Source organism: Embleya sp. NPDC059213, assembly GCF_042754445.1.
GTDB lineage: Bacteria > Actinomycetota > Actinomycetes > Streptomycetales > Streptomycetaceae > Embleya.
Window position 1 is genome coordinate 22,836 of the sequence record NZ_JBHZAV010000073.1, and the last position, 24,558, is coordinate 47,393.

The following is a 24,558-nucleotide window of genomic DNA, read 5'->3' on the forward strand; positions in this document are numbered from 1 at the left end:
GTGAAAGCTGTGGGTGAAAGTCGGGCTGCCTGTCGGCTATCGGGCAGCCCGGACGATCAAGATACGTTCATCAAGGCTAGCAGTTCGCGTACGACGTCTTCGACGGACGTGTTGACCAGCGTCATGTCGAATTCGGATTCCGCGGCCAACTCGACCTTCGCGGCGGCCAGGCGCCGCTCGATGACCTCGGGGGATTCGGTCCCCCGGCCCACCAGACGGCGGACCAATTCGTCCCACGAGGGCGGGGCGAGGAACACCAGGCGTGCCTCGGGCATCGCCTGTCGTACCTGCCGAGCGCCCTGCAGGTCGATTTCGAGCAGGGTGGGAACGTCGGCGTCAAGCCGTTCGAGCACGGGCAGTCGCGGGGTCCCATATCGGTTCCCGGCGAATTCGGCCCATTCGAGCAGTTCATCCGAGGCGACCAGTTTGTCGAACTGATCGCCGTCGGTGAAGTGGTACTCCACACCGTCGGTCTCCCCTGGACGGGGCTTACGTGTGGTCGCGGACACAGACAGCCAAACCTCGGGGTGACGGCGGCGCAGGTCAGCGACCACCGTGCTCTTGCCGACCCCGGAGGGGCCGGAGAGCACGGTGAGTCGACGGGTGCCGTGCACGGTACGGGGATCGTTGCCGGCGCCCGCGTCAGGACGCGGAGCCACCGAATTCCCGTTCGAGTGCTGCGATCTGGTTCGTGCCGAGACCGCGGACGCGCCGGGTCTCGGAGATGTTCAGCTTCTCCATGAGCTGCTTGGCGCGCACCTTGCCGACGCCGGGGAGGGACTCCAGGAGGGCCGATACCTTCATCTTGCCCACGACCGGATTGTCCTTGCCCTCCTTGATGACGTCGCTGAGCGAAGCACCGGAGTTCTTGAGCCGGTTCTTCACCTCGGCGCGCTCCCGCCGAGCCGCAGCGGCTTTAGCGAGCGCATCCGCGCGTTCTTCGGGGGTCAGGGGTGGGAGAGCCACGCCGTGTCACCTCGGACTTCGTTGCGATCCTCAAGGCCGCCCGGCTCGGACGGCCACCAACAAACAGTGGAACCTAGCTGGTCAGAGCGTTCGCGGCAACGCGCGACACTCCACCGGGCCGGCTCACGAGGGAGCCTAGTCGGCGAATCGGTCCGCGTCGCCCGAATCGATCGGAAAAGCCCGGCTACCTGCGGCAAAACCCAAACCTGACGGAGCGTCGGACGACTTCGGGGCGGTCCGCGGGTGCGTCCGCGCCTCCACACCCCCTCCCGGCGCTCTTGCGCCCGGTGGCCCGACCGCCCCGCCCGTGCCCGACGACCTGCCCGGTCGAGCCCGCCGATCCACCCGGCAGGGCCGTCACGGCGGCCCGGGGCGGCCCCCGGGGCGCCCGCCGGCCCCACTCGGCCTCCCGTGGCCCGTCCGGGGCCGCCGGGCTCCACACGGACGCCACAGCGGCATCCGCGCGCCGCCCGATGTTCGCGTGGCGTGCATCGCAGCGGTCCGCACCGGCAGGCGCGGCGCGCTAGCGCGCCGCCAGACCCGCGCCGATCTCGCGGGCCGCCTCGCCCACGTCCGCCGCGCCGGTGATCGGCCGCCCGATCACCAGCAGGTCCGCGCCGTCGGCCAACGCCTGCTCGGGCGTGGCCACCCGGCTCTGGTCGCCGAGCGCCGCGCCCGCCGGCCGCACCCCCGGGGTGATCAGCACGATGCCCGGGCCCACCTCGGCGCGCACCGCCGCGACCTCACGCGGCGAACACACGATCGCGCGCGCCCCGGCCGCGACCGCGAGCCCGGCCAGCCGTCGGGCCGCCTCGATCGAGGGCCCCGCCAGACCGATCGCCGCCAGGTCCTCCTCGGCCATCGAGGTCAGCACCGTCACCGCGACGATGTTCACCTCCGGCGCCGCGTCCGCCGCCGCGCGGATCATCGCGCTGCCGCCGCTCGCGTGCACGGTCAGATACGTCGGCGCCAGCCGCGCGACCGAACGCACCGCACCGGCCACCGTGTTCGGGATGTCGTGCAGCTTCAGGTCCAGGAACACATCCCGCCCGCCGCTGGCCTCGCGCGCGCCCGAGACCGCGTCCGCGCCGTCCCGCAGGAACACCTCCAGGCCGACCTTGACCGTGCTCACGTGCGGGCCCACGGCCTTGGCCCACGCGATCGCGCGGTCCAGGTCCGGGGCGTCCAGGGCCACCGCCACGGGTGCGAGGTTGCTCATCGAAATCCCACTCTCGTCGCCATCGAAAATTCGTACCCGTCCCCGCCCGAGTTCCCGCCCGCGCCGCCGTTCGAGCCCCGTCCGAGCCCCGCCGGACACGGCGATGCCGGCACGAACCCCGTCCGTACCGGCATCACCCTCGTCCACCGAAACCGCTCAGCGGTGCGCGTACCCGATCGCCGCCTCCAGCGAACCGAAGCCCCGGGCGATCAGCGCCGCGCGCAACTCGTCCAGGATCCGCACCGGCGCCGACGGGTCGTTGAAGATCACCGTGCCCACCGAGACCGCCGCCGCGCCCGCGAGGATGAACTCCAGCGCGTCCAGGCCGGTCCGGATGCCGCCCATGCCGACGATCGGCACCTGCGCCATCTGCCCGTCCAGCATCGCCGCGTGCACCTGGTAGACGCAGCGCACCGCGACCGGCCGCACCGCCGGGCCGGAGAGCCCGCCGGTGACGCCGGCCAGGACCGGCTTCATCGTGTCGGTGTCGATCACCATGCCGAGCAGCGTGTTGATCATCGACAGGCCGTCCGCGCCCGCCTCCACGCACGCCCGGGCGATGTCCACGATCGACGTCACGTCCGGCGACAGCTTGGCCAGCACCGGCACCAGCGGGTCGGTCGCGTCGCGGACCGCGCGGATCACGTCGTAGGACGTGGCCGGGTTGCAGGCGAACACCTGGCCCCGGTTGGCCACGTTCGGACACGAGATGTTGGCCTCGATGCCGACCACGCCGGGCGCGCCCTTGAGCCGCTCGGCCAGCGCCACGAAGTCGTCCACGTGGCCGCCCGCGATGGACACGATGGTGCGTCCGCCGCGCGCCGCGAGCCAGGGCAGGTCGCGCTCGACGAAGGCGTCGATGCCCGGGCCCTGGAGGCCGATCGAGTTGAGCATCCCGGACGGCGTCTCGGCCATCCGCGGGGTGGCCCGACCCGAACGCGGGTACGGCATGATCGTTTTGGTGACCACCGCACCGATCGCGGCCGGCTCGAAGAACTTGGCCAATTCCTTGCCGTAGCCGGCGCAGCCCGAGGCCGTGGTCACCGGATTCGGCAGCAGCGTCGAGCCGAGCCGGGTGGCCAGGTCGATGCCGCCGCCGGGCAGCATGATCGTGGACGGCGGCGGCTCGTCGAAGTCGTCCGCGTCGTCGTTGTCGGCGAAACCGCCGTACGCGTCGGTCATCAGTGCGCTCCCATCGCCGCTGCGCCCTCGATGTCCGCCGGAATCGTACCGACGTCGTCCCAGCGCACCTTGGTGCCGTCGAAGCACGGGCCGTCCACACACGAGCGGACGAACCGGCTGACCCCGTCGTCGCCGACCACCGGGAGCACGCATGTCATGCATACCCCGACGCCGCACGCCATCGATTCCTCGACCGCGGTGAACACGCGCGCCTCGTGCGCGTCCGCCAGCTCGGTGACCGCGCGCAGCATGCCCATCGGCCCGCACGCGTAGACCACGCCGGCCTGTACGGCGGTGAGCACCTCGGGCAGCGGTCCGGTGACGAAGCCGCGCACGCCCTCGGAGCCGTCGTCGGTGGTGACCACGACGTCCTCGGTGATCGCCCGCGCCTGGTCCACGCCGTACAACCGGGCGGCGGTCGCCGCGCCGAGCACGAAGGCGACCGAGCCGCCCTCGGCCACGATCCGCTCGGCGAGCGCGAACATCGGCGCGCTGCCGTAGCCGCCGGCCACCATCACCGCGCTGACCGGCTCGGCCGGCAGCGGGAACGGCGTGCCCAGCGGCGCGACCACGTTCACGCTGTCGCCGACCCGCAGCCGGGCCAACTCACGGGTGCCGCGGCCGGCCTCGGCGAAGACCACGTCGATCGTCTCCGCGGCCGGGTCGGCGCGGTGGATGGAGAACGCGCGGCGCAGCAACATCGCCGAGTCCACGCCGCCGATCGCCACGGCGACGAAGTGACCGGGTTCGACGCGGGCGGCGATCCCGGGGGCGCGCAGCACCATGCGGTGGTACGCGCCCGCGGGTTCGCGGCCGACGATCTCCGCCTGCACCTGCAGGGGAAGTGCCATCGGTGTCGTCAGCCCTTTCGGTGGGACGTGATGTGGTCGGCGTGCTCCTGGAGCGAGCGCACCCCGATGTCGCCGGCGATCAGCGACTGGATGCCCTGCACCGCCGCGGCGAAGCCCTGCACCGTGGTGATGCACGGGACGCCCCGGGTGACCGCCGCGGTGCGGATCTCGTAGCCGTCGAGGCGGCCGCCGGTGCCGAACGGGGTGTTGACGATCAGCTCGACGCCGCCGTCGTGGATCATCCGCACGATCGTCGGCTCGCCCTGCGGCCCGGCGCCCTCGCTGTGCTTGCGCACCACGGTGGCGGGCACGCCGTTGCGGCGCAGCACCTCGGCGGTGCCCTCGGTGGCCAGGATCTCGAAGCCCATGTCGTGCATGGCCTTGACCGGGAACACCATCGAGCGCTTGTCCCGGTTGGCGAAGGAGACGAACGCGCGGCCCTTGAGCGGCAGCGAACCGTAGGCGCCGGCCTGGGACTTGGCGTACGCGGTGCCGAACACCGCGTCGATGCCCATCACCTCGCCGGTGGAGCGCATCTCCGGGCTGAGCACGGTGTCCACGCCGCGGCCCTTGGTGTCGCGGAAGCGGTTCCAGGGCAGGACCGCCTCCTTGACCGCGATCGGCGCGTCCATCGGCAGCGTGCCGCCGTCGCCCTCGGCCGGGAGCAGGCCCTCGGCGCGCAGTTCGGCGATCGTGGCGCCGAGCGAGACGCGGGCGGCGGCCTTGGCCAGCGGCACCGCGGTCGCCTTGGACACGAACGGCACGGTGCGCGAGGCGCGCGGGTTGGCCTCCAGGACGTAGAGGATGTCGCCGGAGAGCGCGAACTGGATGTTGATCAGTCCGCGGACGCCCACGCCCTGGGCGATGCCCAGCGTGGCCGCGCGCAGCCGCTTGATGTCGTGTGCGCCGAGGGTGATCGGCGGGAGCGCGCAGGCCGAGTCGCCGGAGTGGATGCCGGCTTCCTCGATGTGCTCCATCACGCCGCCGAGGTAGAGGTCCTCGCCGTCGTAGAGCGCGTCCACGTCGATCTCGATCGCGTCGTCGAGGAAGCGGTCGACCAGCACCGGGTGGTCGCTGACCAGGCCGGCGTTCTGTTCGAGGTAGGTGGCCAGGGAGGGCTCGTCGTAGACGATCTCCATGCCGCGCCCGCCGAGCACGTACGAGGGCCGCACCAGCACCGGGTAGCCGATCTCGGCGGCGATCGCACTGGCCTCGCCGAAGGAGAACGCGGTGCCGTGCTTGGGCGCGAGCAGGCCGGCCTCGGCCAGCACCCGGCCGAACGCGCCGCGCTCCTCGGCGAGGTGGATCGCCTCGGGCGAGGTGCCCGCGATCGGCACGCCCGCGTCCTTGAGCTTTTGCGCCAGCCCCAGCGGGGTCTGCCCGCCGAGCTGCACCAGGACCCCGGCGACCGGTCCGGCCTGGGTCTCGGCGTGCACGATCTCCAGCACGTCCTCCAGGGTGAGCGGCTCGAAGTAGAGCCGGTCGGAGGTGTCGTAGTCGGTGGAGACGGTCTCCGGGTTGCAGTTGACCATCACGGTCTCGTAGCCGGCGTCGTGCAGCGCGAACGCGGCGTGCACGCACGAGTAGTCGAACTCGATGCCCTGCCCGATCCGGTTCGGCCCGGAGCCCAGGATGATCACGGCCGGCTTGGTGCGCGGCGCGACCTCGGTCTCCTCGTCGTAGGACGAGTAGTGGTACGGGGTGCGCGCGGCGAACTCGGCGGCGCAGGTGTCCACGGTCTTGTAGACCGGACGCACGCCCAGCGCCTGGCGCACCTCGCGCACGACCTCCTCGCGCATGCCGCGGATCGCCGCGATCTGCAGGTCGGAGAGGCCGTGCCGCTTGGCCAGGCGCAGCACCTCGGGGGTCAGCTCGGCCGCGTCGCGGACCTCGCCGGCGATCTCGTGGATCAGGTACATCTGGTCCAGGAACCACGGGTCGATCCCGGTGGCCTCGAACAGTTCCTCGGGCGTGGCGCCCGCGCGGATGGCGTCCATGACCACGTTGATCCGGCCGTCGGTGGGCTTCTCGGCCGTGCTCAGCAGTTCGTCCTTGGCGCCGACCTCGGAGACGAAGTCGAACTGCGAGCCCTTCTTCTCCAGCGAGCGCAGCGCCTTGTTCAGCGCCTCGGTGAAGTTGCGGCCGATCGCCATCGCCTCGCCGACCGACTTCATCGTGGTGGTGAGGCGGTCGTCGGCGGCCGGGAACTTCTCGAAGGCGAAGCGCGGGACCTTGACCACGACGTAGTCGAGCGAGGGCTCGAAGCTGGCCGGGGTCTCCTTGGTGATGTCGTTGGGGATCTCGTCCAGCGTGTAGCCGATGGCGAGCCGCGCGGCGATCTTGGCGATCGGGAAGCCGGTCGCCTTGGAGGCCAGCGCCGAGGAGCGGGAGACGCGCGGGTTCATCTCGATCACGATCACCCGGCCGTCCTCGGGGTTGATCGCGAACTGGATGTTGCAGCCGCCGGTGTCCACGCCGACCTCGCGGATCACCGCGATGCCGACGTCGCGCAGGATCTGGTACTCGCGGTCGGTCAGCGTCATCGCGGGCGCCACGGTGATCGAGTCGCCGGTGTGCACGCCCATCGGGTCGAAGTTCTCGATCGAGCAGACGACCACGACGTTGTCGTGCTTGTCGCGCATCAGCTCGAGTTCGTATTCCTTCCAGCCGAGGATGGACTCCTCCAGGAGCACCTCGGTGGTCGGCGACAGGGTCAGGCCCTGGCCGGCGATCCGGCGCAGGTCCTCCTCGTCGTGCGCGAAGCCGGAGCCGGCGCCGCCCATCGTGAAGGAGGGGCGGACCACGACCGGGTAGCCGCCGAGCGTCTCGACGCCGCCGAGCACGTCCTCCATCGAGTGGCAGATCACCGAGCGGGCCGACTCGCCGTGCCCGATCTTCTCCCGCACCCGCTCGACCACGCCCTTGAACAGGTCGCGGTCCTCGCCCTTTTGGATCGAGTCGAGGTTGGCGCCGATCAGCTCGACGTTGTACTTCTCCAGCACGCCGTTCTCGCTGAGCGAGACCGCGATGTTGAGCGCGGTCTGCCCGCCCAGGGTGGGCAGCAGCGCGTCGGGGCGCTCCTTGGCGATGATCTTCTCGACGAAGTCGGGGGTGATCGGCTCGACGTAGGTGGCGTCGGCGATCTCCGGGTCGGTCATGATCGTGGCCGGGTTGGAGTTGACCAGGATCACCCGCAGGCCCTCGGCCTTGAGGATCCGGCACGCCTGGGTGCCGGAGTAGTCGAACTCGGCGGCCTGGCCGATGACGATCGGGCCCGAGCCGACGACCAGGACGGACTTCAGGTCGCTGCGCTTAGGCACTCTTGGTCTCCATCAGCGTCACGAAACGGTCGAACAGGTAGGCGGAATCGTGCGGTCCGGCCGCCGCTTCCGGGTGGTACTGCACGCTGAACGCGGGTCGGTCCAGCAGCCGCAGGCCCTCGACGACGTCGTCGTTGAGGCACACGTGGCTGACCTCGGCGCGCCCGTAGGGGGTGTCCGAGACGGTGTCCAGCGGCGCGTCCACGGCGAAGCCGTGGTTGTGCGCGGTGACCTCGACCTTGCCGGTCGTGCGGTCCTGCACGGGCTGGTTGATGCCGCGGTGGCCGTACTTTAGCTTGTAGGTGCCGAAGCCCAGCGCGCGCCCGAGCAACTGGTTGCCGAAGCAGATTCCGAAGAACGGGGTGCCCTGGTCCAGCACGGCGCGCAGCAGCTCGATCTGGTGGGTCGCGGTGGCCGGGTCGCCGGGGCCGTTGGAGAAGAACACGCCGTCGGGGGCGACGGCGTTGATCTGCTCCAGCGTGGCGGTCGCGGGCAGCACGTGCACCTCGATGCCGCGCTCGGCCATCCGGTGCGGGGTCATGCCCTTGATGCCCAGGTCCAGCGCCGCGACGGTGAAGCGCTTGGCGCCGATCGCGGGGACCACGTAGGCGGCGTCGGTGCTGACCTGCTCGGCGAGGTCGGCGCCGGCCATCTCGGGGCTGGTGCGCACCCGTTCCAGCAGCGCGGCCTCGTCCTGTCGGGCGGCGTCGCCGGAGAAGATGCCGACCCGCATCGCGCCGCGCTCGCGCAGGTGCCGGGTCAGCGCGCGGGTGTCGATGCCGCTGATCCCGACCACGCCGTAGCGCACCAGTTCGTCGTCGAGCGAGCGGCGCGAGCGGTGGTTGGAGGGCACTCGGGCGGGGTCGCGGACGACGTAGCCGGAGACCCAGATCCGGGAGGATTCGGGGTCTTCGTCGTTGACGCCGGTGTTGCCGACGTGCGGGGCCGTCATCACGACGACCTGGCGGTGGTACGAGGGGTCGGTCAGGGTCTCCTGGTAGCCCGACATGCCGGTGGAGAACACCGCCTCGCCGAACGTCTCCCCCACCGCGCCGTAGGCGCTGCCGCGGAACGTGCGCCCGTCCTCGAGGACGAGCACCGCAGGCGTCGTGGCCCGTCCGGTCATTGCGGTCACGTGACCGATCCTTCCTGGTGGTTCCGTACAGCCGAGCCGGCGGTCGCCGGCAGTTCTCCGGCGATCAGCCGGGTGATGGTCTCGATCCACGCGTCGTGCTCGTCCGGGTGGTCGCTGCGAAAGCCCGAGTCGAGCGAGCCGTCGCCGTGCGTCCAGGTGATCACCAGCAGGCCGCCCTCGGGCAGCACCTTCCCGGCGATGGCCTTCTCGTGTCGCACCCCGGTCAGTGCCGCGGCGGGTACGAAGAAGTCGGTCGCGGCGGGGCGCTCGACCAGCAGGCCGTCCGGGCGCAGGGTCAGCTCGGCCGGGCTGCGGGTGCCCAGGCCGTGCGCGACCACCCGGTCCAGCCAGTTGCCGGCGGTGGTGCTGCCGAAGTAGCGGCCGACCAGCGGCGGCAGCAGCGGCGCGGCGGCGGCCTCGGGCGCGGTGGGCAGCGCGGGCAGCGCCGCCTGGCGCTTGGCGCGCTTCTTCCAGGCGCGCCACATGAGCAGGTAGACGCCGAGCACGAAGAGGAGGCAGATGCCGATCCAGAGGAGGCGACCGCTCCAGTTCGTCACCTCCGCCGACTTCTGGTCGGCGGCGAACAGCAGCAGGTCGTGGGGGGCCGTGCCTGAGGTCACGCGAGCTTCCCGTCGATCACCGTGGGTACGCCGCGCAGGAACGTGGCGACCACCTTGCCGGGGAGTTCCAGTCCGGCGTAGGGGGTGTTACGACTGCGCGAGGCGAGTTCGGACGGTTCGACCGTACGCCGTGTGCTCGGGTCGACCAGCACCAGGTTGGCGGGCTCGCCGACCTCGATCGGGCGGCCGTGCCCCTCCAGTCGGCCGATCGCGGCGGGGCGCACGGACATCCGGTCGGCGACGCCGGCCCAGTCGAGCAGGCCGGTGTCGACCATGGTCTCCTGGACGATCGCCAGGGCCGTTTCCAGGCCGAGCATGCCCATCGCGGCGACCGCCCACTCGCAGTCCTTGTCCTCGCTGGGGTGCGGGGCGTGGTCGGTGGCGACCGCGTCGATGGTGCCGTCGGCGAGCGCCTCGCGCAGCGCGGTGACGTCCGCGGCGGTGCGCAGCGGCGGGTTGACCTTGTAGACCGGGTCGTAGCTGCGCACGAGTTCGTCGGTGAGCAGCAGGTGGTGCGGGGTGACCTCGGCGGTGACGTTCCAGCCCTTGGACTTGGCCCAGCGCAGGATCTCCACCGAGCCCGCGGTGGAGACGTGGCACACGTGCAGGCGCGAGCCGACGTGCGCGGTGAGCAGCACGTCGCGGGCGATGATCGACTCCTCGGCGACCGCGGGCCAGCCGCGCAGGCCCAGTTCGCCGGAGACGGTGCCCTCGTTCATCTGGGCGCCCTCGGTCAGCCGGGGCTCCTGCGCGTGCTGGGCGACCACACCGTCGAACGCCTTCACGTATTCCAGCGCGCGGCGCATGATCACCGCGTCGTCGACGCACTTGCCGTCGTCGGAGAACACCCGCACGCGCGCGGCCGAGTCGGCCATCGCGCCCAGTTCGGCCAGTCGCTTGCCGCCCAGGCCCACGGTGACCGCGCCGACCGGGTGCACGTCGCAACGACCGGTCTCCTGGCCGAGCCGCCAGACCTGCTCGACGGTGCCGGCGGTGTCCGCGACCGGGTCGGTGTTGGCCATCGCGTGCACCGCGGTGAAACCGCCCAGGGCCGCCGCGTCGGCGCCGGTGGCGACCGTCTCGGCGTCCTCGCGGCCGGGCTCGCGCAGGTGGGTGTGCAGGTCGACCAGGCCCGGCAGCAGGATCTGCCCGGCGGCCTCGATCACGGTGGCGCCGTCGGCGGCGAGCCCGGCGCCGATCCCGGCGATCACGCCGTCGCGGATGAGCACGTCGGACGCGTCGCCCCCGAGGACCTTGGCGTCCTTGATCAGGTACGTGCTCACTTGGTGCTCTCCTCGGTGCCGGTGGCGTTGCTCGCGCTGTGGGGGGTGCTGGTGCTGGGGGCGCTCAGGGCCGGTTCGTTGCCGCCCAGGAGCAGATACAGGACCGCCATCCGCACGCTGACGCCGTTGGTGACCTGCTCGACGATGGTCGAGCGGGTCGAGTCGGCGACCTCGGCGGCGATCTCCATGCCTCGGTTCATCGGGCCGGGGTGCATCACGATGGCGTGCTCGGGGAGCATCGCCATCCGGCGCAGGTCCAGACCGTAGCGGCGGGAGTATTCGCGCTCGGTGGGGAAGAACGCGGCGTTCATCCGCTCGCGCTGCACCCGCAGCATCATCACCGCGTCGCTCTTGGGCAGCGGCGCGTCCAGGTCGTAGGAGACCGTGCAGGGCCAGCTCTCCACGCCGATCGGGAGCAGCGTGGGCGGCGCGACCAGGGTCACCTCGGCGCCCAGGGTGGCCAGCAGGAGCACGTTGGAGCGGGCCACCCGGCTGTGCAGGACGTCACCCACCAGGGTGATTCGGCGGCCTTCGAGGTCGCCGCGCCCGCCGGCCAGCCTGCGCCGCATGGTGAACGCGTCGAGCAGCGCCTGGGTGGGGTGCTCGTGGGTGCCGTCGCCGGCGTTGACCACCGAGCCGCGCAGCCAGCCGGAGCCCGCCAGGCGGTGCGGCGCGCCGGAGGCGTGGTGGCGGATGACCACCGCGTCGGCGCCCATCGCCTGCAGGGTCAGCGCGGTGTCCTTGAGCGATTCGCCCTTGGAAACCGAGGAGCCCTTGGCGGAGAAGTTGATCACGTCCGCGGACAGCCGCTTGGCGGCGGCCTCGAAGGAGATGCGGGTGCGGGTGGAGTCCTCGAAGAACAGGTTGACCACGGTGCGGCCGCGCAGCGTCGGCAGCTTCTTGATCGGCCGCTCGGCGATGTGCGCGAGTTCTTCGGCGGTGTCGAGGATCAGGATGGCGTCGTCGCGGGTGAGGTCCGCGGCCGAGATCAGGTGGCGCTTCACTGGCTACTTCTCCGCGTCGGTGGGAGCGGCGGGGTCGGCCGCGCGGGTGCCGAGCAGGACCGCGTCGCGGCCGTCGTACTCGGCGAGGTGGACCTTGACGGTCTCGCGCAGCGACGTGGGCAGGTTCTTGCCCACGTAGTCGGCGCGGATCGGGAGTTCGCGATGGCCGCGGTCGACCAGGACGGCCAGTTGCACCGCGCGCGGGCGGCCGATGTCGTTCAGCGCGTCCAGCGCGGCGCGGATGGTGCGGCCGGAGAAGAGCACGTCGTCGACCAGCACGACGAGCTTGCCGTCGATGCCCTCGGCCGGGATCTCGGTGCGTTCCAGCGCGCGGGCCGGACCGAGCCGGAGGTCGTCGCGGTACATGGTGATGTCCAGTGCGCCGATCGGGACCTTGGCGCCGTCCTCGATCGAGGCGAGTCGCTCGCCCAGTCGGCGGGCCAGGGCCACGCCTCGGGTCGGAATGCCCAAGAGCACGACGTCGTCGGCGCCCTTGGCGCGTTCGACGATCTCGTGCGCGATCCGGGTCAGGGCCCGGTTGATGTCCGAGGCGTCCAGGACCGCGCGGGCGGTGGCCGGGTCGAGGTCCTTGGGACGGGCGGCCGACGTGCCGCCGGGGGTGTTGCCAGGTGCTGTCATGGAAAACAGACCTCCTTCCCCGTCTCACAGGACGGGCTTTAAAGGACGTCGGGGTACGTCCCTCACAGTATCAGCCAACATCATCAGTCTTTCGGCGGCCCGGACCGGAAGAGCGCGCGGATCGAGCCGGGGCGAAAGTGGAGCAAAGGCGCCTCTCACCTGCGCGAATCCGGCTTTGTAGGCCGTTCGGCTTGACGGACGCAAATTACTCTGCGTAACCTCACAATGAGTCACCACCGGGCCAAACGCGACAGTCGCGACGTGCCGAACCTCGCAGCTTCGGGGAGAGTTCGAGGTACAGAAAGCCGGCCCGGAGGTAGCCACCCCATCGGTTCGGCCAACCACCGGTGGACCTTCACGGTCAGTCACCTGTATTGGGAGCGAGATGTCCAGCGACTACGCCAAGCAGCTCGGGGCGAAGCTCCGCGCGATCCGGACCCAGCAGGGCCTGTCCCTGCACGGCGTCGAGGAGAAGTCCCAGGGCCGCTGGAAGGCCGTCGTCGTCGGTTCGTACGAACGCGGCGACCGTGCGGTAACCGTGCAGCGCCTGGCCGAGCTCGCCGACTTCTACGGCGTCCCGGTGCAGGAACTGCTGCCCGGCGGCACCCCGAACGGCGCGGCCGAGCCGCCGCCGCGACTGGTCCTGGACCTGGAGCGGCTGCAGACCGTTCCGTCCGACCAGGCCGGTCCGCTGCAGCGCTACGCGGCGACCATCCAGAGCCAGCGCGGCGACTACAACGGCAAGGTGCTGTCGATCCGTCAGGACGACCTGCGCACGCTGGCCGTGATCTACGACCAGTCGCCGAGCGTGCTGACCGAGCAGTTGATCGGGTGGGGCGTGCTCAACCCGGAGGCTCGCCGCGCCGTGGAGAACCAGAACAACGCGTAACCCGTGATGCACGGGGCGTGACCGCTACGCGCGGAAACGTCGAAGGGTCCCGAAGCCGATCGGCTTCGGGACCCTTCACCTTTTGTACGATCGCCGGCCTCAGCCGGATTCGCGGACCACCACGCGCGGGTGCACGACCATTCGACCGCCGGGTCGGTAGTCCCGGCCGCGGATCAGTGTGGTGATCGCGTCCGAGGCGCCCGATCCCATCGTCCGGGTGTGCATCGAGACGCTGGTCAGCCGCGGCCAGACCAGATCGCAGAACGGCAGGTCGTCGGCGCCCACCACGGCCATGTCCTCCGGCACCGACCAGCCGCATTCGCGCAACGCCGAGATGATCATCAGGGCGAAGTCGTCGTTGCCCGCGAACACCGCGGTCGGCGGTTCGCTCTCGCGCTGCCACTGCCGCACGATGGCGAGCACGTCCTCGCGGACGTAGCCCACGTCCACCCGGCGCAGCGAGACGCCCGCCTCCTCGGCCGCGGCCTGCGCACCCGCCCAGCGCTCCTCGCCGAGGAAGGCCAACGGCCCGGAGGGCACCAGGCAGGCCAGTCGGCGGTGGCCGCGGTCGATCAGGTGGCGGACCGCGACCCGGCCGGTGTCGCGGTTGTCGAAGATCGCGGTGGGCACGTCGGGGTGCTCCTCGCGGCCCCACGCGAAGATCGCCCGGACCCCGGCCCGCTTGAGCACGTCGACCGCGCCGCCGGTGAGCCGGTTGGATTCGGCCATCACCGCGAGCGGTCGCAGCGCGGCCCACTGCCGGGCGGCGTCGGCTCCGCGCGAGGTGCGGTCGGCGTGGATGAGCAGGCTGAGTTCGTGCCGGTTGAGCGCCTCGGTCAGTTCGTCGATGAACGCCTCCAGGAGCTGTCCCATCGGCTGCAACGGCAGCGGGAACAGCACCACGTCGCTGTTGCCCGAGCGCAGCGAACGGGCGGGCGCGCTGGGCGCGTACCCCAGTTCGCGCACCGCGAGCATGACCCGCTCGCGGGTCTGCGCGCTGACCCGGACCCCGGGCGGCGAGTTGAGCACGTAGCTCACGGTGGATCTGGATACGCCGGCGAGCCGGGCGACATCGGAACTGGTGGGGGGTTTGGCCCCCGCCTCCGGCGCGCTCATCCGTGACCCTCCGGGCGGCAAGTGACCGACTTCGTGCTCGTCATCTCGACGACACCCCCTACCGCACCCGCGCGCGGGTCCGGCCCGCGCGCAACCGATGTCCACCGGATCACAGAGACGCGCGACCCGATACCGCTTGGTTAGCGGGCACAACCTTGGCCGTAATCGCTCGAATGCGCTACCGACGCGTGTCGGTCGTTACAAGATCACTCACGGTGATCGAGCGGTGCAGATTCTGCTTCCTTCAAGCCTTGAACAATCAAATCGTTATCTAGTCGGACTGATTTCACGTTGTGGACCCATTCCCTCTGCTTATTCGTGTCACCTAGGCTCCGAGACCAACCTCGTCAGCAGATTCGAGTCCTCCGTGCAGGGAGGGATTCGAGTCCCCTCCATCGGACGGTCCACATGAGTTCGCCCACCACCGAGGCGCCCGACTCCTCGTCGCCGGCGCCGGAAGCCGCCGGCCGCACCGAGCCCACCGGATACAAGCTCGGGCCGCTCTACGCGACGCTGCCCCTTGCCAATATCGCGCTGTACATGCTGTGGCTGGGCGTGGGGATCTACCTGCTCCCGACGCAGGTCATCCACATCAAGGGCGTTCCCGACCAGGAAGCGCTCAAGTGGCCGATCTTCTGGGGCGCGCTGTTCGCCACGATCGGCAACCCGCTGTTCGGCAAGCTCTCCGACATCACCCGGTCCCGGTTCGGCCGGCGCTCGCCGTTCATCCTGTTCTGCGCGCTCATCGGCGCCGCCGCCCTGTGTTTCCAGGCCAACGCGAACTCGATCGCGGTGGTGGGGCTGACCTGGGGCGTCATCCAGTTCATCATGAACGGCTACCAGGCCGCGGTGACCGCGGTCATGCCCGACCGGGTGCCCGCGGGCAAGTACGGCAAGTTCTCCGCGCTGATCGGCCTCGGCATCCCCGTCGGCACGATCGTGGTCTCGCTGCTGCTCGCCGGCGTCGACCTGAGCATGATCGGAATCGATGCCCGGATCGGCGGCTTCGACGGCAAGTTCGCCGACCCGGCGGACGGCGGAGCCAAGGGCTTCTACCTGGTCGCCGCGGTGCTGGTGGCCGCCGCGCTGATCTTCGTGATCTTCAGCCCGGACAGGTCCACCAAGGACCTGCCGCGGGAGAAGTTCGAGTTCGTCTCGTTCGTCAAGGGCTTCTGGGTCTCGCCGCGCGAGCACGCGGACTTCTTCATCGCCCTGGTCTCGCGCCTGGGCGTGATGCTCGGCTACATGGTGATCCTGCAGTTCAACTTCTTCATCCTGGTGCTCTACATCAAGATCCCGCAGGCCGAGGTGTTGTCCAAGCTGGGCACCCTGACCGTGATCAACGCCGTGGTGACCATCGTCGCGGCCCTGGTGATCGGCCCGATCGTGGACCGGGTCGGCCGAGTCAAGCCGTTCGTGGTCGCCTCGGGCGCCGGCGCCGCACTGTCCCTGATGATTCCGCTGATCTGGGCCACCGAGGACGGCATGATCGCCTTCCAGGTCACCAACGGCCTCTTCTTCGGCATGTACATGGCCGTCGACATGGCGCTGATCACCCAGGTGCTCCCGCGCCCGCAGGACGTCGGCAAGGACATGGGCCTGATCAACATCGCCAACGCCGGCCCGCAGATCGCCGCGCCGTTCCTGGCTCCGTTCCTGGTCGACGACCTGGACCTCGGCTACGAGGGTCTGTTCGCTTTCGGCGCCGCCGTCTCGCTGGCCGGCGCACTGCTCGTGCTGCTGGTCAAACGCGTGCGGTAGGTACGTCGAACCACATACGCCGACGGGGCGGACCGGATCACCGGTCCGCCCCGTCGGTATGTCCGCACCCCCGCGCCCGCGTTCACGGGCGCGGGATCTCGCCCGCCGTCCAGCGGCCGGTCAACAGCGCGCCCATGTCCTGCCACGCGTCGTCGATGGTGCGGGCCAGGTCCGCGATGTCGAGCGCCCCGGCCTCGGTCCACTCCTCCATCGCCACCCGCATCACCGCGTGGTACAGGGTCACCGACAGCGCCGGGCGGCGATCGTCCCCGGGCTCGACGCCCTCGCGCCGAGCGACCTCGGCGGCCATCCGCCGCTCCAGCTCCATCGCGTTGCGCAGCGACGCGGCCAGCAGGACCGGGGTGTCCTCGATCATCCGCCGCATCCGCAGGAACTCCTGGCCCGCGCCGTCCGGTTCCTCGTCGGCGACCCGGGCGAACACCTCGGCGCCCGCGCGGCGCAGCGCGGTCAACGGCGCCTCGGCCGCCGGGCGGGCGGTCAACGCGTCCAGGAACAACGCCTCGAACTCGATCGCCCGGGCCAGCGCCACCTCCTCCTTGCCCGCGAAATAGCGGAAGAAGGTACGCCTGGACACCTCCACGGCGGCCACGATCTCGTCGATCGTGGTGGCGTCGTACCCCTTGCGCAGGAACAACTCCAGCGCGGCGGCCACCAACGCCTCGCGCGTGCGTTCCTTCTTGCGCTCCCGCAAGCCCGTCGCGGTGCCGGCCGTGTCCCGCACGTTGGGTGTTCCTCTCGTTCGTCTCTGCACAGTATGACACTTGCCACTGTGTGCAACTTGAGTGATTTGGCTATATGGCACCGTGTGCCATATCGTTCGATGGCTCGGTACGACACCGGCCTCGGATGGATGTAGGGAACACATGAGTCAGACTTCGACGGCGACATCGGACGCACTCCCGCCGGATCTCTCGAAGGCCCCCGTGCGCAAGGGCATGCAGGGGCATCCCTGGCTCACCCTGCTGGCGGTCGCCTTCGGCGTGATGATGGTGGCCCTGGACGGCACCGTGGTCGGTATCGCGAACCCGGCCATCTCCAAGGATCTGGACGCCTCCCTCGCCGACCTGCAGTGGGTCACCAACGGCTACCTGCTCGCGCTCGCGGTGTGTCTGATCCCGGCGGGCAAGCTCGGCGACCGCTACGGCCACAAGACGATCTTCCTGATCGGCGCGGCCGGCTTCGCGGTCACGTCGCTGCTGATCGCCTTCTCCCAGTCGGTCTCGATGCTGATCGCCTTCCGGGTGCTCCAGGGAGTGTTCGGCGCACTGCTCCAGCCCACCGCGCTCGGCCTGCTGCGCAACAGCTTCCCCGGCAACAAGCTCAACATGGCGATCGGCATCTGGGGCGCGGCGATCTCCACCGCCACCGCCGCCGGACCGATCGTCGGCGGCCTGCTGGTCGAGCACGTGAGCTGGCAGTCGGTGTTCTACATCAACGTGCCGATCGGCGTGCTGACCCTGGTCGTCGGCATCTGGGCGCTGGCCAACAGCCGGGTGGCCGGCGCGAGCAACCGGATCGACTACCTCGGCGTCGTGCTGCTCTCGGTGGCGATGTTCTGCCTGGTCTGGGGCGTGATCAAGAGCGGCGAGAAGGGCTGGGGCAGCGCCTACACGCTGAGCTTCATGGCCGCCGCACTGATCCTGCTCGCACTGTTCGCGCTGTGGCAGACCAAGGCGCCCGAGCCGCTGATGCCGCTGGTGATGTTCCGCAACCGGTCGTTCTCGATCGGCATCGTGCTGATGATCTTCATGGCCTTCGCGATGTTCGGCGCGATGTTCTTCATCACCTTCTATCTCCAGGGCGTCAACGGCCTCAGCCCGACCGAGACCGGCGTGCGGATGTTGCCGATGTCCGTGGTGATGATGATCGGTTCGCCGATCGGCGGCCTGGCGATCACCAAGCTCGGCCCGCGCATCCCGATCATCGCCGGCCTGGCGCTGTCGGCGACCGCGATGGCGCTGCTCGCCCGCCTCGGCGAGGACGCGAGCTTCGGCGCCACCATGCTGCCGTTCGTGCTGCTGGGCTTCGGGCTCAGCCCGATCATGGTCGGCGCGACGGACATCATCGTCGGCAACGCCTCGCTGGAGTTGTCCGGCGTCGCGTCCGGCATCCAGCAGGCCGCGATGCAGGTCGGCGGCGCGCTGGGCACCGCGGTGCTCGGCGCGGTGGTGGCGGCCAAGGTCTCCTCGGCGCTGCCGGACCGGTGGCCGGCCGAGGCCGGCGCCTACGACCGACTTCCGCACGGGCAACGCGAGGCGATCGAAGGGTCGGTCGCACAGGGCTTCCCGCCGGTGGATCCGGCGACCATGAACGAGCGCACCATCGACGCCGTGCGCCACGCGTCGGCCACCACGTTCCTGGACGGCATGCAGCTCGCGTTCACCATCGCCGCGATCACGATGGCGGTCGGGATCGTCCTCGCGCTGTTCGTACGGCAGGGCGAAAAGCGCGAAGGCGCGGTCGCCGTGCACGTGTAGGGCATGATCGACTCGGAGCAACATCCATAGGCCATGGTTCGTGGGCACAACCGTCGCGCCGTTCCCGATCCACATCGGGGACGGCGTTCCGGTTTGCCCGGCAAATTAGACAGGTATTCTTACCTCGTGCAGCAAGACACCTCCTCCGAGTCCGAACTGGTGACGTTGCTGGTCGGCGCCGTGCGCGGGATCAGCCAACTCTTCTCCGACCGCATGACGGGCGCGGGCTTCGACGAGATCCGGCCCACGCACGGCTTCGCGCTGACCCTGGTCGGCGAGGGCGGCACCACCGCCACCGAGCTCGGGCGCCGACTGGGCATGACCAAACAGTCGGCCGGCGAGGTGGTCTCCCACCTGGCCCGACACGGCTACGTCGAACGCAAGCCCGACCCCGCCGACCGCCGGGCCCGCCGGATCACCCTCACCGAGCGCGGCCGCGAATGCCTGAAGGTGATCTGGACCGAGCTGTCCGGGATCCAGGGCGCGTGGACGAAGGCGGTCGGCGACGACGGGGTCGAGGTGCTCAAGGAAGGTCTACGCGCGGGCATGCGCCAACTCGGCGCCTCCGGCGAACTCCCGGACAACCTCAGCCAGGCCTGGTGGTGGCGGGAGAACTAGAACCTGTCGGCCCGGCGGCGGGCGAGGTAGGTGTCACACCGAGGGGCCGGTTCGACCGGCTCCGCGTGGGGTCGGACGAAGTCGCTTGTCCTGGACGGGAGTTCGGCCTTCGGTCCGGCGGCCGTCGTGGCCATGTGGCTGCACGTCGAGCACCGCTCCACCGGTCGATCGTGGGTCGGCGCGTCCCGCCGGCCGCGCTCAGGGCCGGCCCAGCAGCACGCCGGCCGCCAGCACACAGGCCACGATCGCGGTGAGCAGCGTCGCCCGGATCGCCCGGTCGCCGGTCGCCGGGGCGCCCGCCCGGACCGCGCGGTAGATCTGCCGATGCCGCAGCAGGCCCACCACGTAGACCACGCAGCCGGCCGCCATCACCACGCAGCCGGGCACCATGTACCACCAGCGGTCCGGCACGTGCCCGGCGCGCACCAGCAGCGCGCCGTTGGCGACGAACGCCAGCGCGGTACGCGACCACGCCATCCTGGTGCGTTCCGGTTGCAGCCCCGGATCCAGCGGTGCGCCCGGCAGCAGTGCCGATCCCGACATCAGGACCCGATCATCAGCACGACGCTGACCACGATCACGATCACCAGGCCCGCCGAGAGCACCAGCGGCAACGCGGAGAACGGCAACGCACGCCCGAGCCGCATCGCCCGTTCGACCTGATACCAGCGCCGATACGCGGTGGCCGACAGGGTCAGGGCCAAGCCGACCAGGACCAGACCGAGCACCAGCCGCTGCGCGTGCGGAGCCAGATCCGGCACCAACTGCACCACCGCGACTCCGCCCGCGAGCAGCGACAGGGCGGTCCTTATCCAGGCCAGGAAGGTCCGCTCGTTGGCGAGCGTGAAGCGGTAGTCGGGCTCGTCCCCGATCTCCCGGAGCCGGGAGCCCTTGCGCTCGGATCTCATGATCTTCATTATCGGCATTCGATCACGGCCCGGTCGGCGCGGCCGCGTCGGACCCCGACAACGCCGTCGAGCCGCCTCCCCCGTATGGGGCAGGCGGCTCGACGAAGTCCCGGAAGCGGCGGGCTCGGCTAACGCAGCAGCGTCGGCTTGAGGTCCTTTATCCGCGCGAGCAGGCCGTTCACGAAGGCCGGCGACTCGTCCGTGGAGTATTCCTTGGCGAGTTCGACGGCCTCGTCGATGGCCACGACGTCGGGGACGTCGCTCTCCCAGAGCAGCTCGTAGATGCCCAGGCGCAGGACGTTGCGGTCCACGCCGGGCATGCGGTCGAGCGTCCACCCCACGGCGTAGGTGCCGATCAGGTCGTCGATCCGCTTGCGGTGCTCCTGGACGCCCTCGACCAGTTGCATCGTGTAGTCGGCGACCTGTGGCTCCGCCTTGTCGGCCTGGAAGCGGCCGACCCAGTCCGCGAGGATCGTCACCGGGTCGACGCCGCGCTGGTCGGCCTCGAACAGGATCTGCAGGGCGCGCTTCCGGGTCTTGCTGCGGGCACCGGCCACTAGCTGTTCACGCGGCCCAGGTAGTCACCGGAACGGGTGTCGACCTTGACCTTCTCGCCCGTCGTGATGAAGAGCGGAACCGCGATCTCGAAGCCGGTCTCCAGCTTCGCGGGCTTGGTGCCACCGGTGGACCGGTCGCCCTGGACACCCGGCTCGGTGTACTCGATGAGCAGTTCGACGGAGGCCGGCAGCTCGACGTAGAGCGCGGAGCCCTCGTAGATCGCGACGGTCGCCTCGAAGCCTTCGAGGAGGTAGTTGGCGGCGTCGCCGACGGTCTCGGGCGAGATCGGCAACTGCTCGTACGTGTCCGTGTCCATGAACACGAAGTCGGTGCCGTCCTTGTACGAGAACTGCATGCCGCGCTTGTCCACGGTGGCCGTCTCGACCTTCGTGCCGGCGTTGAAGGTCTTGTCCACGACCTTGCCGGAGAGGACATGCTTGAGCTTCGTACGAACGAACGCGCCGCCCTTGCCGGGCTTGACGTGCTGGAACTCGACGACGGACCAGAGCTGGCCATTGTCGAGCTTGAGCACCATGCCGTTCTTCAGGTCGTTGGTCGTGGCCACGAGTGTGGTGTCTCCTGCGTGCTTCTGGGACCGGATGATCGCGCGTCGGACCGGACAGGTATCGATACCGTCCGCTACAGGACGAGCAACTCCTTGGTCGTGATGGTGAGTAGCTCGGGCCCGCCGTCTTCGAGCGGACGAACCACCAGGGTGTCCTCGATGCGGACACCGCCGCGGCCCGGGAGATAGATCCCCGGTTCGACGGTGACCGGCATGCAAGCGTCCAGCTTACCGGTCGCCGTCGGACCCAGAAGCGGGTCCTCGTGGATCTCCAGTCCGACGCCGTGCCCCAGGCCGTGTTTGAAGAACTCCAGGTAGCCGGCCCGCTCGATCACCGCACGCGCGGCCCGGTCCACCTCGACCGCCTCGACGCCCGGCGCGAGCGCCTCGCGGCCCGCCTTCTGCGCGGCGAACACCACGCCGTAGATCTCCTGCTGCCAGCCGGCCGGCTCGGTGCCGATCACGAAGGTGCGGGTCATGTCGGCGTGATAGCCCCGGTAGCGCGCACCGAAATCGATCTTGAGGAAATCGCCGTCCTCGACCCGGCGGTCGCCCGGATCGTGGTGCGGGATCGCCGAGTTCGGCCCGGTGGCCACGATGGTCGGGAAGGCCACCGCGTCCGCGCCGTGGTCGGCCATCCGCCGCTCCAGCTCCATCGCGATGTGCCGCTCGGTCCGCCCGACCAGGATCGACTCGATCATCTCGCCGAGCGCCCGATCGCCGATCTCACAGGCGATCCGCAGCGCGGCGATCTCCGCCGGGTCCTTGATCCGCCGCAGGTCCTCGACCACCCGGCCGAGATCGACCAGCGCGGCGGCGGCGTTCTCCTCGGCCAGCACGGCGCCCAGCGCGCGGTAGAGCTCGACCGTGACGTGTTGCTCCTCGATCGCCAGCCGGACCGCGCCGGCCGCGGCGGCGCGCTTGGTCAGCGTCTGCGCACAGGCCCGCTCGACGAGCAATTCGACGCCCGGCGCCTCCTCGCTCGCCTGGTGTGCGTAGCGCCCGTCCGTACAGAGCACCGCGCCGGACTCGGCGGACCCTTCGCCGGCCGCTCCCGGGGCGTAGACCAGCAGCGCGGCATTCGAACCGGTGAACCCGGTCAGGTAGCGCACATTGACGCGATTGGTGATCAGGGCGACGTCCGCACCGGCACCGGCCAGACGGGAACGCAACCGATCACGGCGTTGAGCATGGGCCTCGGGCATGGAATCAGCGTAGTCCCGCGAGGTGGGCCGAGCCCGGCGTGACTCGGCCCACTGCATCCTTCGGGCTGCGCACTGCATCCTTCGGGTTCCGAGCAGGGCAATCGGGTGATATCCGGACAACGGTCGCCATCCGGTTCTACGCTGCCTGCGAGGGGGTGTACTTCAGTGGAAATCACCGGAAATGACGATGCTCGCGCCGTGCCGGCCGACGAGCTGCTGGTCCGCCAGATCAACGCCGCGGCCGAGCGCTACCGGGCCGCCGGAGCCGACCGCGGCGAGATCGACCGGCGCCGCGCAGCGGGCAGCCGCTTCCCGGACGACGACCATCGGCTGCAACTGCGCGCGGCCCGGTTGGTCGAGCAGCACGAGGTGCCCGGACAGGTGTTGCTGGCCACCTCGCCCGAGGAGAGCGCACCGCGGCTGGCCGAACGCATCATAGGTGTCACCAACGACCTACAGAGCCTGAACTTCCTCGCCCGCGGGTTGCGGGCCGCCGCCTGCGTGGCCCGGATCTGGTACTCGACGGGCGGCCCGATGCAACCGCAGGCGACCGGTTTCCTGGTCGCGCCGGGCCTGTTGTTGACCAACCATCACGTCTTCCCGGACCCGGCGACCGCGGCCGGCGCGTTCGCCGAGTTCGGCGCGGAGATGGGGATCGACAACGACCTGCCGATCCACACCACTCGCTTCGCCCCGGACCCGGACACACTGTTCCTGACCGACGAGGACCTCGACTTCACCCTGGTCGCGATGCGACCGGGCGGCGACGGCCGGCCGCCGGGGCAGATCTTCGGGCACATCCGGCTGATCGCGGCCGAGGGCAAGCTGGTGGTGGGCGATCCGGTGAACGTGATCGGTCACCCGGACGGGCGGCTCAAGGAGATCGCCATCCGGGAGAACCGGTTCACCCAACGCTTCGACGAATTCCTCCAATACGAGACCGACACCGAACCGGGCAACTCCGGTTCGCCGGTGTTCAACGACCAGTGGGAGGCGGTCGGGCTGCACCACAGCGGGGTGCCCGCGCAGGACGACAGCGGTGCGGTGCTCAACCTGGCGGGCCTGCCCTGGCAGCCCGAGCAGGGGTTGGCGCAGATCAAGTGGATCGCCAACGAGGGGGTGCGGATCAGCGTGATCCTGGCCCGACTGGGCGCGCTGACCACGACCGACGCACAGCGGGCGTTGCTCGCCACCCTGGGTGCCGGGTCGGGGCTGGGCTCGACGCCGACGGTGCGCACGGGCGTGCCCGCGCCGCGCTCGCCGGTCGAGGCCGTGTCGGGTGCCGAGGCGGTCGCGGTGGCCGGGGCGACCGGGCGGCCGGACGCGTTCGGCGGGCGGGTGCGGCTGGTCTTCCTGCACGGTCGCAGCCAACAGGGGCACGATCCGGGCGAGTTGCGGCGCGGCTGGGCGGCCGGGCTGAACAGCGGGCTGACCATGGCGGGGTTGCCGACGGTGGATCCCGAGGACGTCTGGTTCCCGTTCTACGGCGACCGGCTCGTCGAGGTGATGGAATCGGCGACGGCGGTCGAGACGCCGCTGTCCGCGTCCGCACAGGCGTTGTACGAGCAGTTGCTGGACGAGGCCGCGCGGCGGGCAGGGATGCCGGCCCCCGGGCAGGTCCTGGTGACCGAGAGCATCTGGGACCACGTGGTGGGCGCGGTGCACGAACCGCTGGGCTGGGTCGCCGCGCACACCGGGGTGGACCGACTGGTGATCCGGGCCGCGTTCCGCGACGTCGCGGCCTATCTGGATCGCGACGACACGCGCGAGGCGGTGCTCGATCAGGTGCTGGCCGGGCTGCCCGGGGCCGGTCCGCTGGTGCTGGTCGCGCACAGCCTGGGCACGGTGGTCGCGATGGACCTGCTGACCCGGCTCGGGCCGCAGGTGCCGGTGGCCGGGTTGATCACGGTGGGCAGTCCGCTGGGGATGGACACCGTGTATTCGCGGTTGCGGGGCGGCGGGGCGCACCTGCCGCCGATCGCGGGGCCCTGGTTCAACGCGTGGTGTCCCACCGATCCGGTCGCGATCGGGTGCCCGCTGGCCGACGACTGGAGCGGGCTCGGCGCGGAGTGCACTGTGGCCAATCCGCATGACCGCGCGCACGACATCGGCGCGTATCTGGCGCATCGGGAGGTGGCGACGGCGATCGGGCGGTTGTTGGGGTGAGCGCGGGCCGGCGGCTCGGTCGGGACGGGCGCCCGGGTCACCCACGTGGGGGACC

Annotated in this window: 23 protein-coding genes; 5 read left to right on the plus strand and 18 right to left on the minus strand. The window is 70.5% G+C overall.

Going from position 1 to position 24,558, the window contains the following annotated elements:
* Nucleotides 1-56: 56 nt before the first annotated feature.
* The 11 genes from gmk to pyrR all read right to left on the minus strand — a co-directional run bounded on the left by gmk (nt 57) and on the right by pyrR (nt 12,219).
* Nucleotides 57-659, minus strand: a complete 603-nt coding sequence (gene gmk, locus ACFXMF_RS25625) for a guanylate kinase (protein ID WP_379989963.1) — start codon at nt 657-659, stop codon at nt 57-59.
* Entirely contained in the window at nt 643-966 is a 324-nt protein-coding gene (mihF, locus tag ACFXMF_RS25630; RefSeq protein WP_026218483.1) for an integration host factor, actinobacterial type, read from the minus strand. Before mihF ends, gmk begins: the two co-directional genes overlap by 17 nt.
* A 523-nt stretch (nt 967-1,489) precedes the next feature.
* On the minus strand, nt 1,490-2,185 hold the full coding sequence (gene pyrF, locus ACFXMF_RS25635; RefSeq protein ID WP_360323173.1) for an orotidine-5'-phosphate decarboxylase: 696 nt from the start codon (nt 2,183-2,185) through the stop codon (nt 1,490-1,492).
* Between the two features lie 156 nt (nt 2,186-2,341).
* Complete coding sequence (locus ACFXMF_RS25640; protein WP_360323175.1) at nt 2,342-3,367, minus strand: dihydroorotate dehydrogenase; 1,026 nt, start codon at nt 3,365-3,367, stop codon at nt 2,342-2,344.
* Entirely contained in the window at nt 3,367-4,218 is an 852-nt protein-coding gene (locus ACFXMF_RS25645) for a dihydroorotate dehydrogenase electron transfer subunit (protein WP_360323177.1), read from the minus strand. The genes ACFXMF_RS25640 and ACFXMF_RS25645 overlap by 1 nt, the downstream gene beginning before the upstream one ends.
* A gap of 8 nt (nt 4,219-4,226) precedes the next feature.
* Nucleotides 4,227-7,538, minus strand: a complete 3,312-nt coding sequence (gene carB / locus ACFXMF_RS25650; RefSeq protein WP_360323179.1) for a carbamoyl-phosphate synthase large subunit — start codon at nt 7,536-7,538, stop codon at nt 4,227-4,229.
* On the minus strand, nt 7,531-8,664 hold the full coding sequence (gene carA / locus ACFXMF_RS25655; protein WP_360323211.1) for a glutamine-hydrolyzing carbamoyl-phosphate synthase small subunit: 1,134 nt from the start codon (nt 8,662-8,664) through the stop codon (nt 7,531-7,533). The genes carB and carA overlap by 8 nt, the downstream gene beginning before the upstream one ends.
* A gap of 5 nt (nt 8,665-8,669) precedes the next feature.
* Entirely contained in the window at nt 8,670-9,293 is a 624-nt protein-coding gene (locus ACFXMF_RS25660) for a hypothetical protein (protein ID WP_379989962.1), read from the minus strand.
* The gene (locus tag ACFXMF_RS25665) at nt 9,290-10,576 is read right to left on the minus strand and encodes a dihydroorotase (RefSeq protein ID WP_360323183.1); all 1,287 of its coding nucleotides are present in this window, start codon (nt 10,574-10,576) and stop codon (nt 9,290-9,292) included. Before ACFXMF_RS25665 ends, ACFXMF_RS25660 begins: the two co-directional genes overlap by 4 nt.
* Entirely contained in the window at nt 10,573-11,580 is a 1,008-nt protein-coding gene (locus ACFXMF_RS25670; RefSeq protein WP_360323185.1) for an aspartate carbamoyltransferase catalytic subunit, read from the minus strand. The genes ACFXMF_RS25665 and ACFXMF_RS25670 overlap by 4 nt, the downstream gene beginning before the upstream one ends.
* Before the next feature lie 3 nt (nt 11,581-11,583).
* Nucleotides 11,584-12,219 carry a bifunctional pyr operon transcriptional regulator/uracil phosphoribosyltransferase PyrR gene (gene pyrR, locus ACFXMF_RS25675; protein WP_360323187.1) on the minus strand — a complete coding sequence of 212 codons (636 nt, stop codon included), beginning with the start codon at nt 12,217-12,219 and terminating at the stop codon, nt 11,584-11,586.
* A gap of 385 nt (nt 12,220-12,604) precedes the next feature.
* On the opposite strand from pyrR, the gene ACFXMF_RS25680 reads away from it, so the two are divergent.
* Nucleotides 12,605-13,108 (plus strand): transcriptional regulator, encoded by a 504-nt coding sequence (locus tag ACFXMF_RS25680; RefSeq protein ID WP_355535963.1) that lies wholly within the window; start codon nt 12,605-12,607, stop codon nt 13,106-13,108.
* A 99-nt stretch (nt 13,109-13,207) separates the two neighbouring features.
* On the opposite strand, the gene ACFXMF_RS25685 is transcribed toward ACFXMF_RS25680, so the two are convergent.
* On the minus strand, nt 13,208-14,224 hold the full coding sequence (locus tag ACFXMF_RS25685) for a LacI family DNA-binding transcriptional regulator (RefSeq protein ID WP_360323189.1): 1,017 nt from the start codon (nt 14,222-14,224) through the stop codon (nt 13,208-13,210).
* A 408-nt stretch (nt 14,225-14,632) separates the two neighbouring features.
* On the opposite strand from ACFXMF_RS25685, the gene ACFXMF_RS25690 reads away from it, so the two are divergent.
* The gene (locus tag ACFXMF_RS25690) at nt 14,633-15,985 is read left to right on the plus strand and encodes an MFS transporter (protein WP_360323191.1); all 1,353 of its coding nucleotides are present in this window, start codon (nt 14,633-14,635) and stop codon (nt 15,983-15,985) included.
* 82 nt (nt 15,986-16,067) lie between these two features.
* Here ACFXMF_RS25690 and ACFXMF_RS25695 read toward each other — a convergent pair whose 3' ends face one another.
* A complete protein-coding gene (locus ACFXMF_RS25695) occupies nt 16,068-16,727 on the minus strand; it encodes a TetR family transcriptional regulator (protein WP_360323193.1) in 660 nt (219 codons plus the stop codon).
* Nucleotides 16,728-16,869: 142 nt separating this feature from the next.
* On the opposite strand from ACFXMF_RS25695, the gene ACFXMF_RS25700 reads away from it, so the two are divergent.
* Both ACFXMF_RS25700 and ACFXMF_RS25705 read left to right on the plus strand, forming a co-directional pair.
* Complete coding sequence (locus ACFXMF_RS25700; protein ID WP_360323195.1) at nt 16,870-18,483, plus strand: MFS transporter; 1,614 nt, start codon at nt 16,870-16,872, stop codon at nt 18,481-18,483.
* Nucleotides 18,484-18,609: 126 nt separating this feature from the next.
* Nucleotides 18,610-19,101 (plus strand): MarR family transcriptional regulator, encoded by a 492-nt coding sequence (locus ACFXMF_RS25705; RefSeq protein WP_360323197.1) that lies wholly within the window; start codon nt 18,610-18,612, stop codon nt 19,099-19,101.
* A gap of 198 nt (nt 19,102-19,299) precedes the next feature.
* On the opposite strand, the gene ACFXMF_RS25710 is transcribed toward ACFXMF_RS25705, so the two are convergent.
* From ACFXMF_RS25710 to ACFXMF_RS25730, 5 genes are all read right to left on the minus strand, one after another.
* A complete protein-coding gene (locus ACFXMF_RS25710) occupies nt 19,300-19,644 on the minus strand; it encodes a DUF202 domain-containing protein (protein WP_360323199.1) in 345 nt (114 codons plus the stop codon).
* On the minus strand, nt 19,644-20,018 hold the full coding sequence (locus tag ACFXMF_RS25715) for a YidH family protein (protein ID WP_379992175.1): 375 nt from the start codon (nt 20,016-20,018) through the stop codon (nt 19,644-19,646). Before ACFXMF_RS25715 ends, ACFXMF_RS25710 begins: the two co-directional genes overlap by 1 nt.
* A gap of 119 nt (nt 20,019-20,137) precedes the next feature.
* The gene (gene nusB / locus ACFXMF_RS25720) at nt 20,138-20,566 is read right to left on the minus strand and encodes a transcription antitermination factor NusB (protein WP_360323203.1); all 429 of its coding nucleotides are present in this window, start codon (nt 20,564-20,566) and stop codon (nt 20,138-20,140) included.
* Nucleotides 20,566-21,132 carry an elongation factor P gene (gene efp, locus ACFXMF_RS25725; RefSeq protein ID WP_020551770.1) on the minus strand — a complete coding sequence of 189 codons (567 nt, stop codon included), beginning with the start codon at nt 21,130-21,132 and terminating at the stop codon, nt 20,566-20,568. The genes nusB and efp overlap by 1 nt, the downstream gene beginning before the upstream one ends.
* 74 nt (nt 21,133-21,206) lie before the next feature.
* Nucleotides 21,207-22,337 (minus strand): aminopeptidase P family protein, encoded by a 1,131-nt coding sequence (locus ACFXMF_RS25730; protein WP_360323205.1) that lies wholly within the window; start codon nt 22,335-22,337, stop codon nt 21,207-21,209.
* A 198-nt stretch (nt 22,338-22,535) separates the two neighbouring features.
* Between ACFXMF_RS25730 and ACFXMF_RS25735 the strand changes: the two genes are divergently transcribed.
* Entirely contained in the window at nt 22,536-24,503 is a 1,968-nt protein-coding gene (locus tag ACFXMF_RS25735; RefSeq protein WP_379992177.1) for a trypsin-like peptidase domain-containing protein, read from the plus strand.
* The last annotated feature ends 55 nt before the right edge of the window (nt 24,504-24,558 follow it).

Excerpts from the sequence above, each read along its gene's own strand:
- ACFXMF_RS25640 (WP_360323175.1), bottom strand. The coding sequence starts at position 3,367 with ATGACCGACGCGTACGGCGGTTTCGCCGACAACGACGACGCGGACGAC.
- ACFXMF_RS25690 (WP_360323191.1), top strand. The coding sequence starts at position 14,633 with ATGAGTTCGCCCACCACCGAGGCGCCCGACTCCTCGTCGCCGGCGCCG.
- ACFXMF_RS25710 (WP_360323199.1), bottom strand. The coding sequence starts at position 19,644 with ATGTCGGGATCGGCACTGCTGCCGGGCGCACCGCTGGATCCGGGGCTG.
- ACFXMF_RS25685 (WP_360323189.1), bottom strand. The coding sequence starts at position 14,224 with ATGAGCGCGCCGGAGGCGGGGGCCAAACCCCCCACCAGTTCCGATGTC.
- ACFXMF_RS25645 (WP_360323177.1), bottom strand. The coding sequence starts at position 4,218 with ATGGCACTTCCCCTGCAGGTGCAGGCGGAGATCGTCGGCCGCGAACCC.
- pyrR (WP_360323187.1), bottom strand. The coding sequence starts at position 12,219 with ATGACAGCACCTGGCAACACCCCCGGCGGCACGTCGGCCGCCCGTCCC.
- ACFXMF_RS25700 (WP_360323195.1), top strand. The coding sequence starts at position 16,870 with ATGAGTCAGACTTCGACGGCGACATCGGACGCACTCCCGCCGGATCTC.
- ACFXMF_RS25730 (WP_360323205.1), bottom strand. The coding sequence starts at position 22,337 with ATGCCCGAGGCCCATGCTCAACGCCGTGATCGGTTGCGTTCCCGTCTG.
- carA (WP_360323211.1), bottom strand. The coding sequence starts at position 8,664 with ATGACCGGACGGGCCACGACGCCTGCGGTGCTCGTCCTCGAGGACGGG.
- pyrF (WP_360323173.1), bottom strand. The coding sequence starts at position 2,185 with ATGAGCAACCTCGCACCCGTGGCGGTGGCCCTGGACGCCCCGGACCTG.
- ACFXMF_RS25680 (WP_355535963.1), top strand. The coding sequence starts at position 12,605 with ATGTCCAGCGACTACGCCAAGCAGCTCGGGGCGAAGCTCCGCGCGATC.
- ACFXMF_RS25715 (WP_379992175.1), bottom strand. The coding sequence starts at position 20,018 with ATGAAGATCATGAGATCCGAGCGCAAGGGCTCCCGGCTCCGGGAGATC.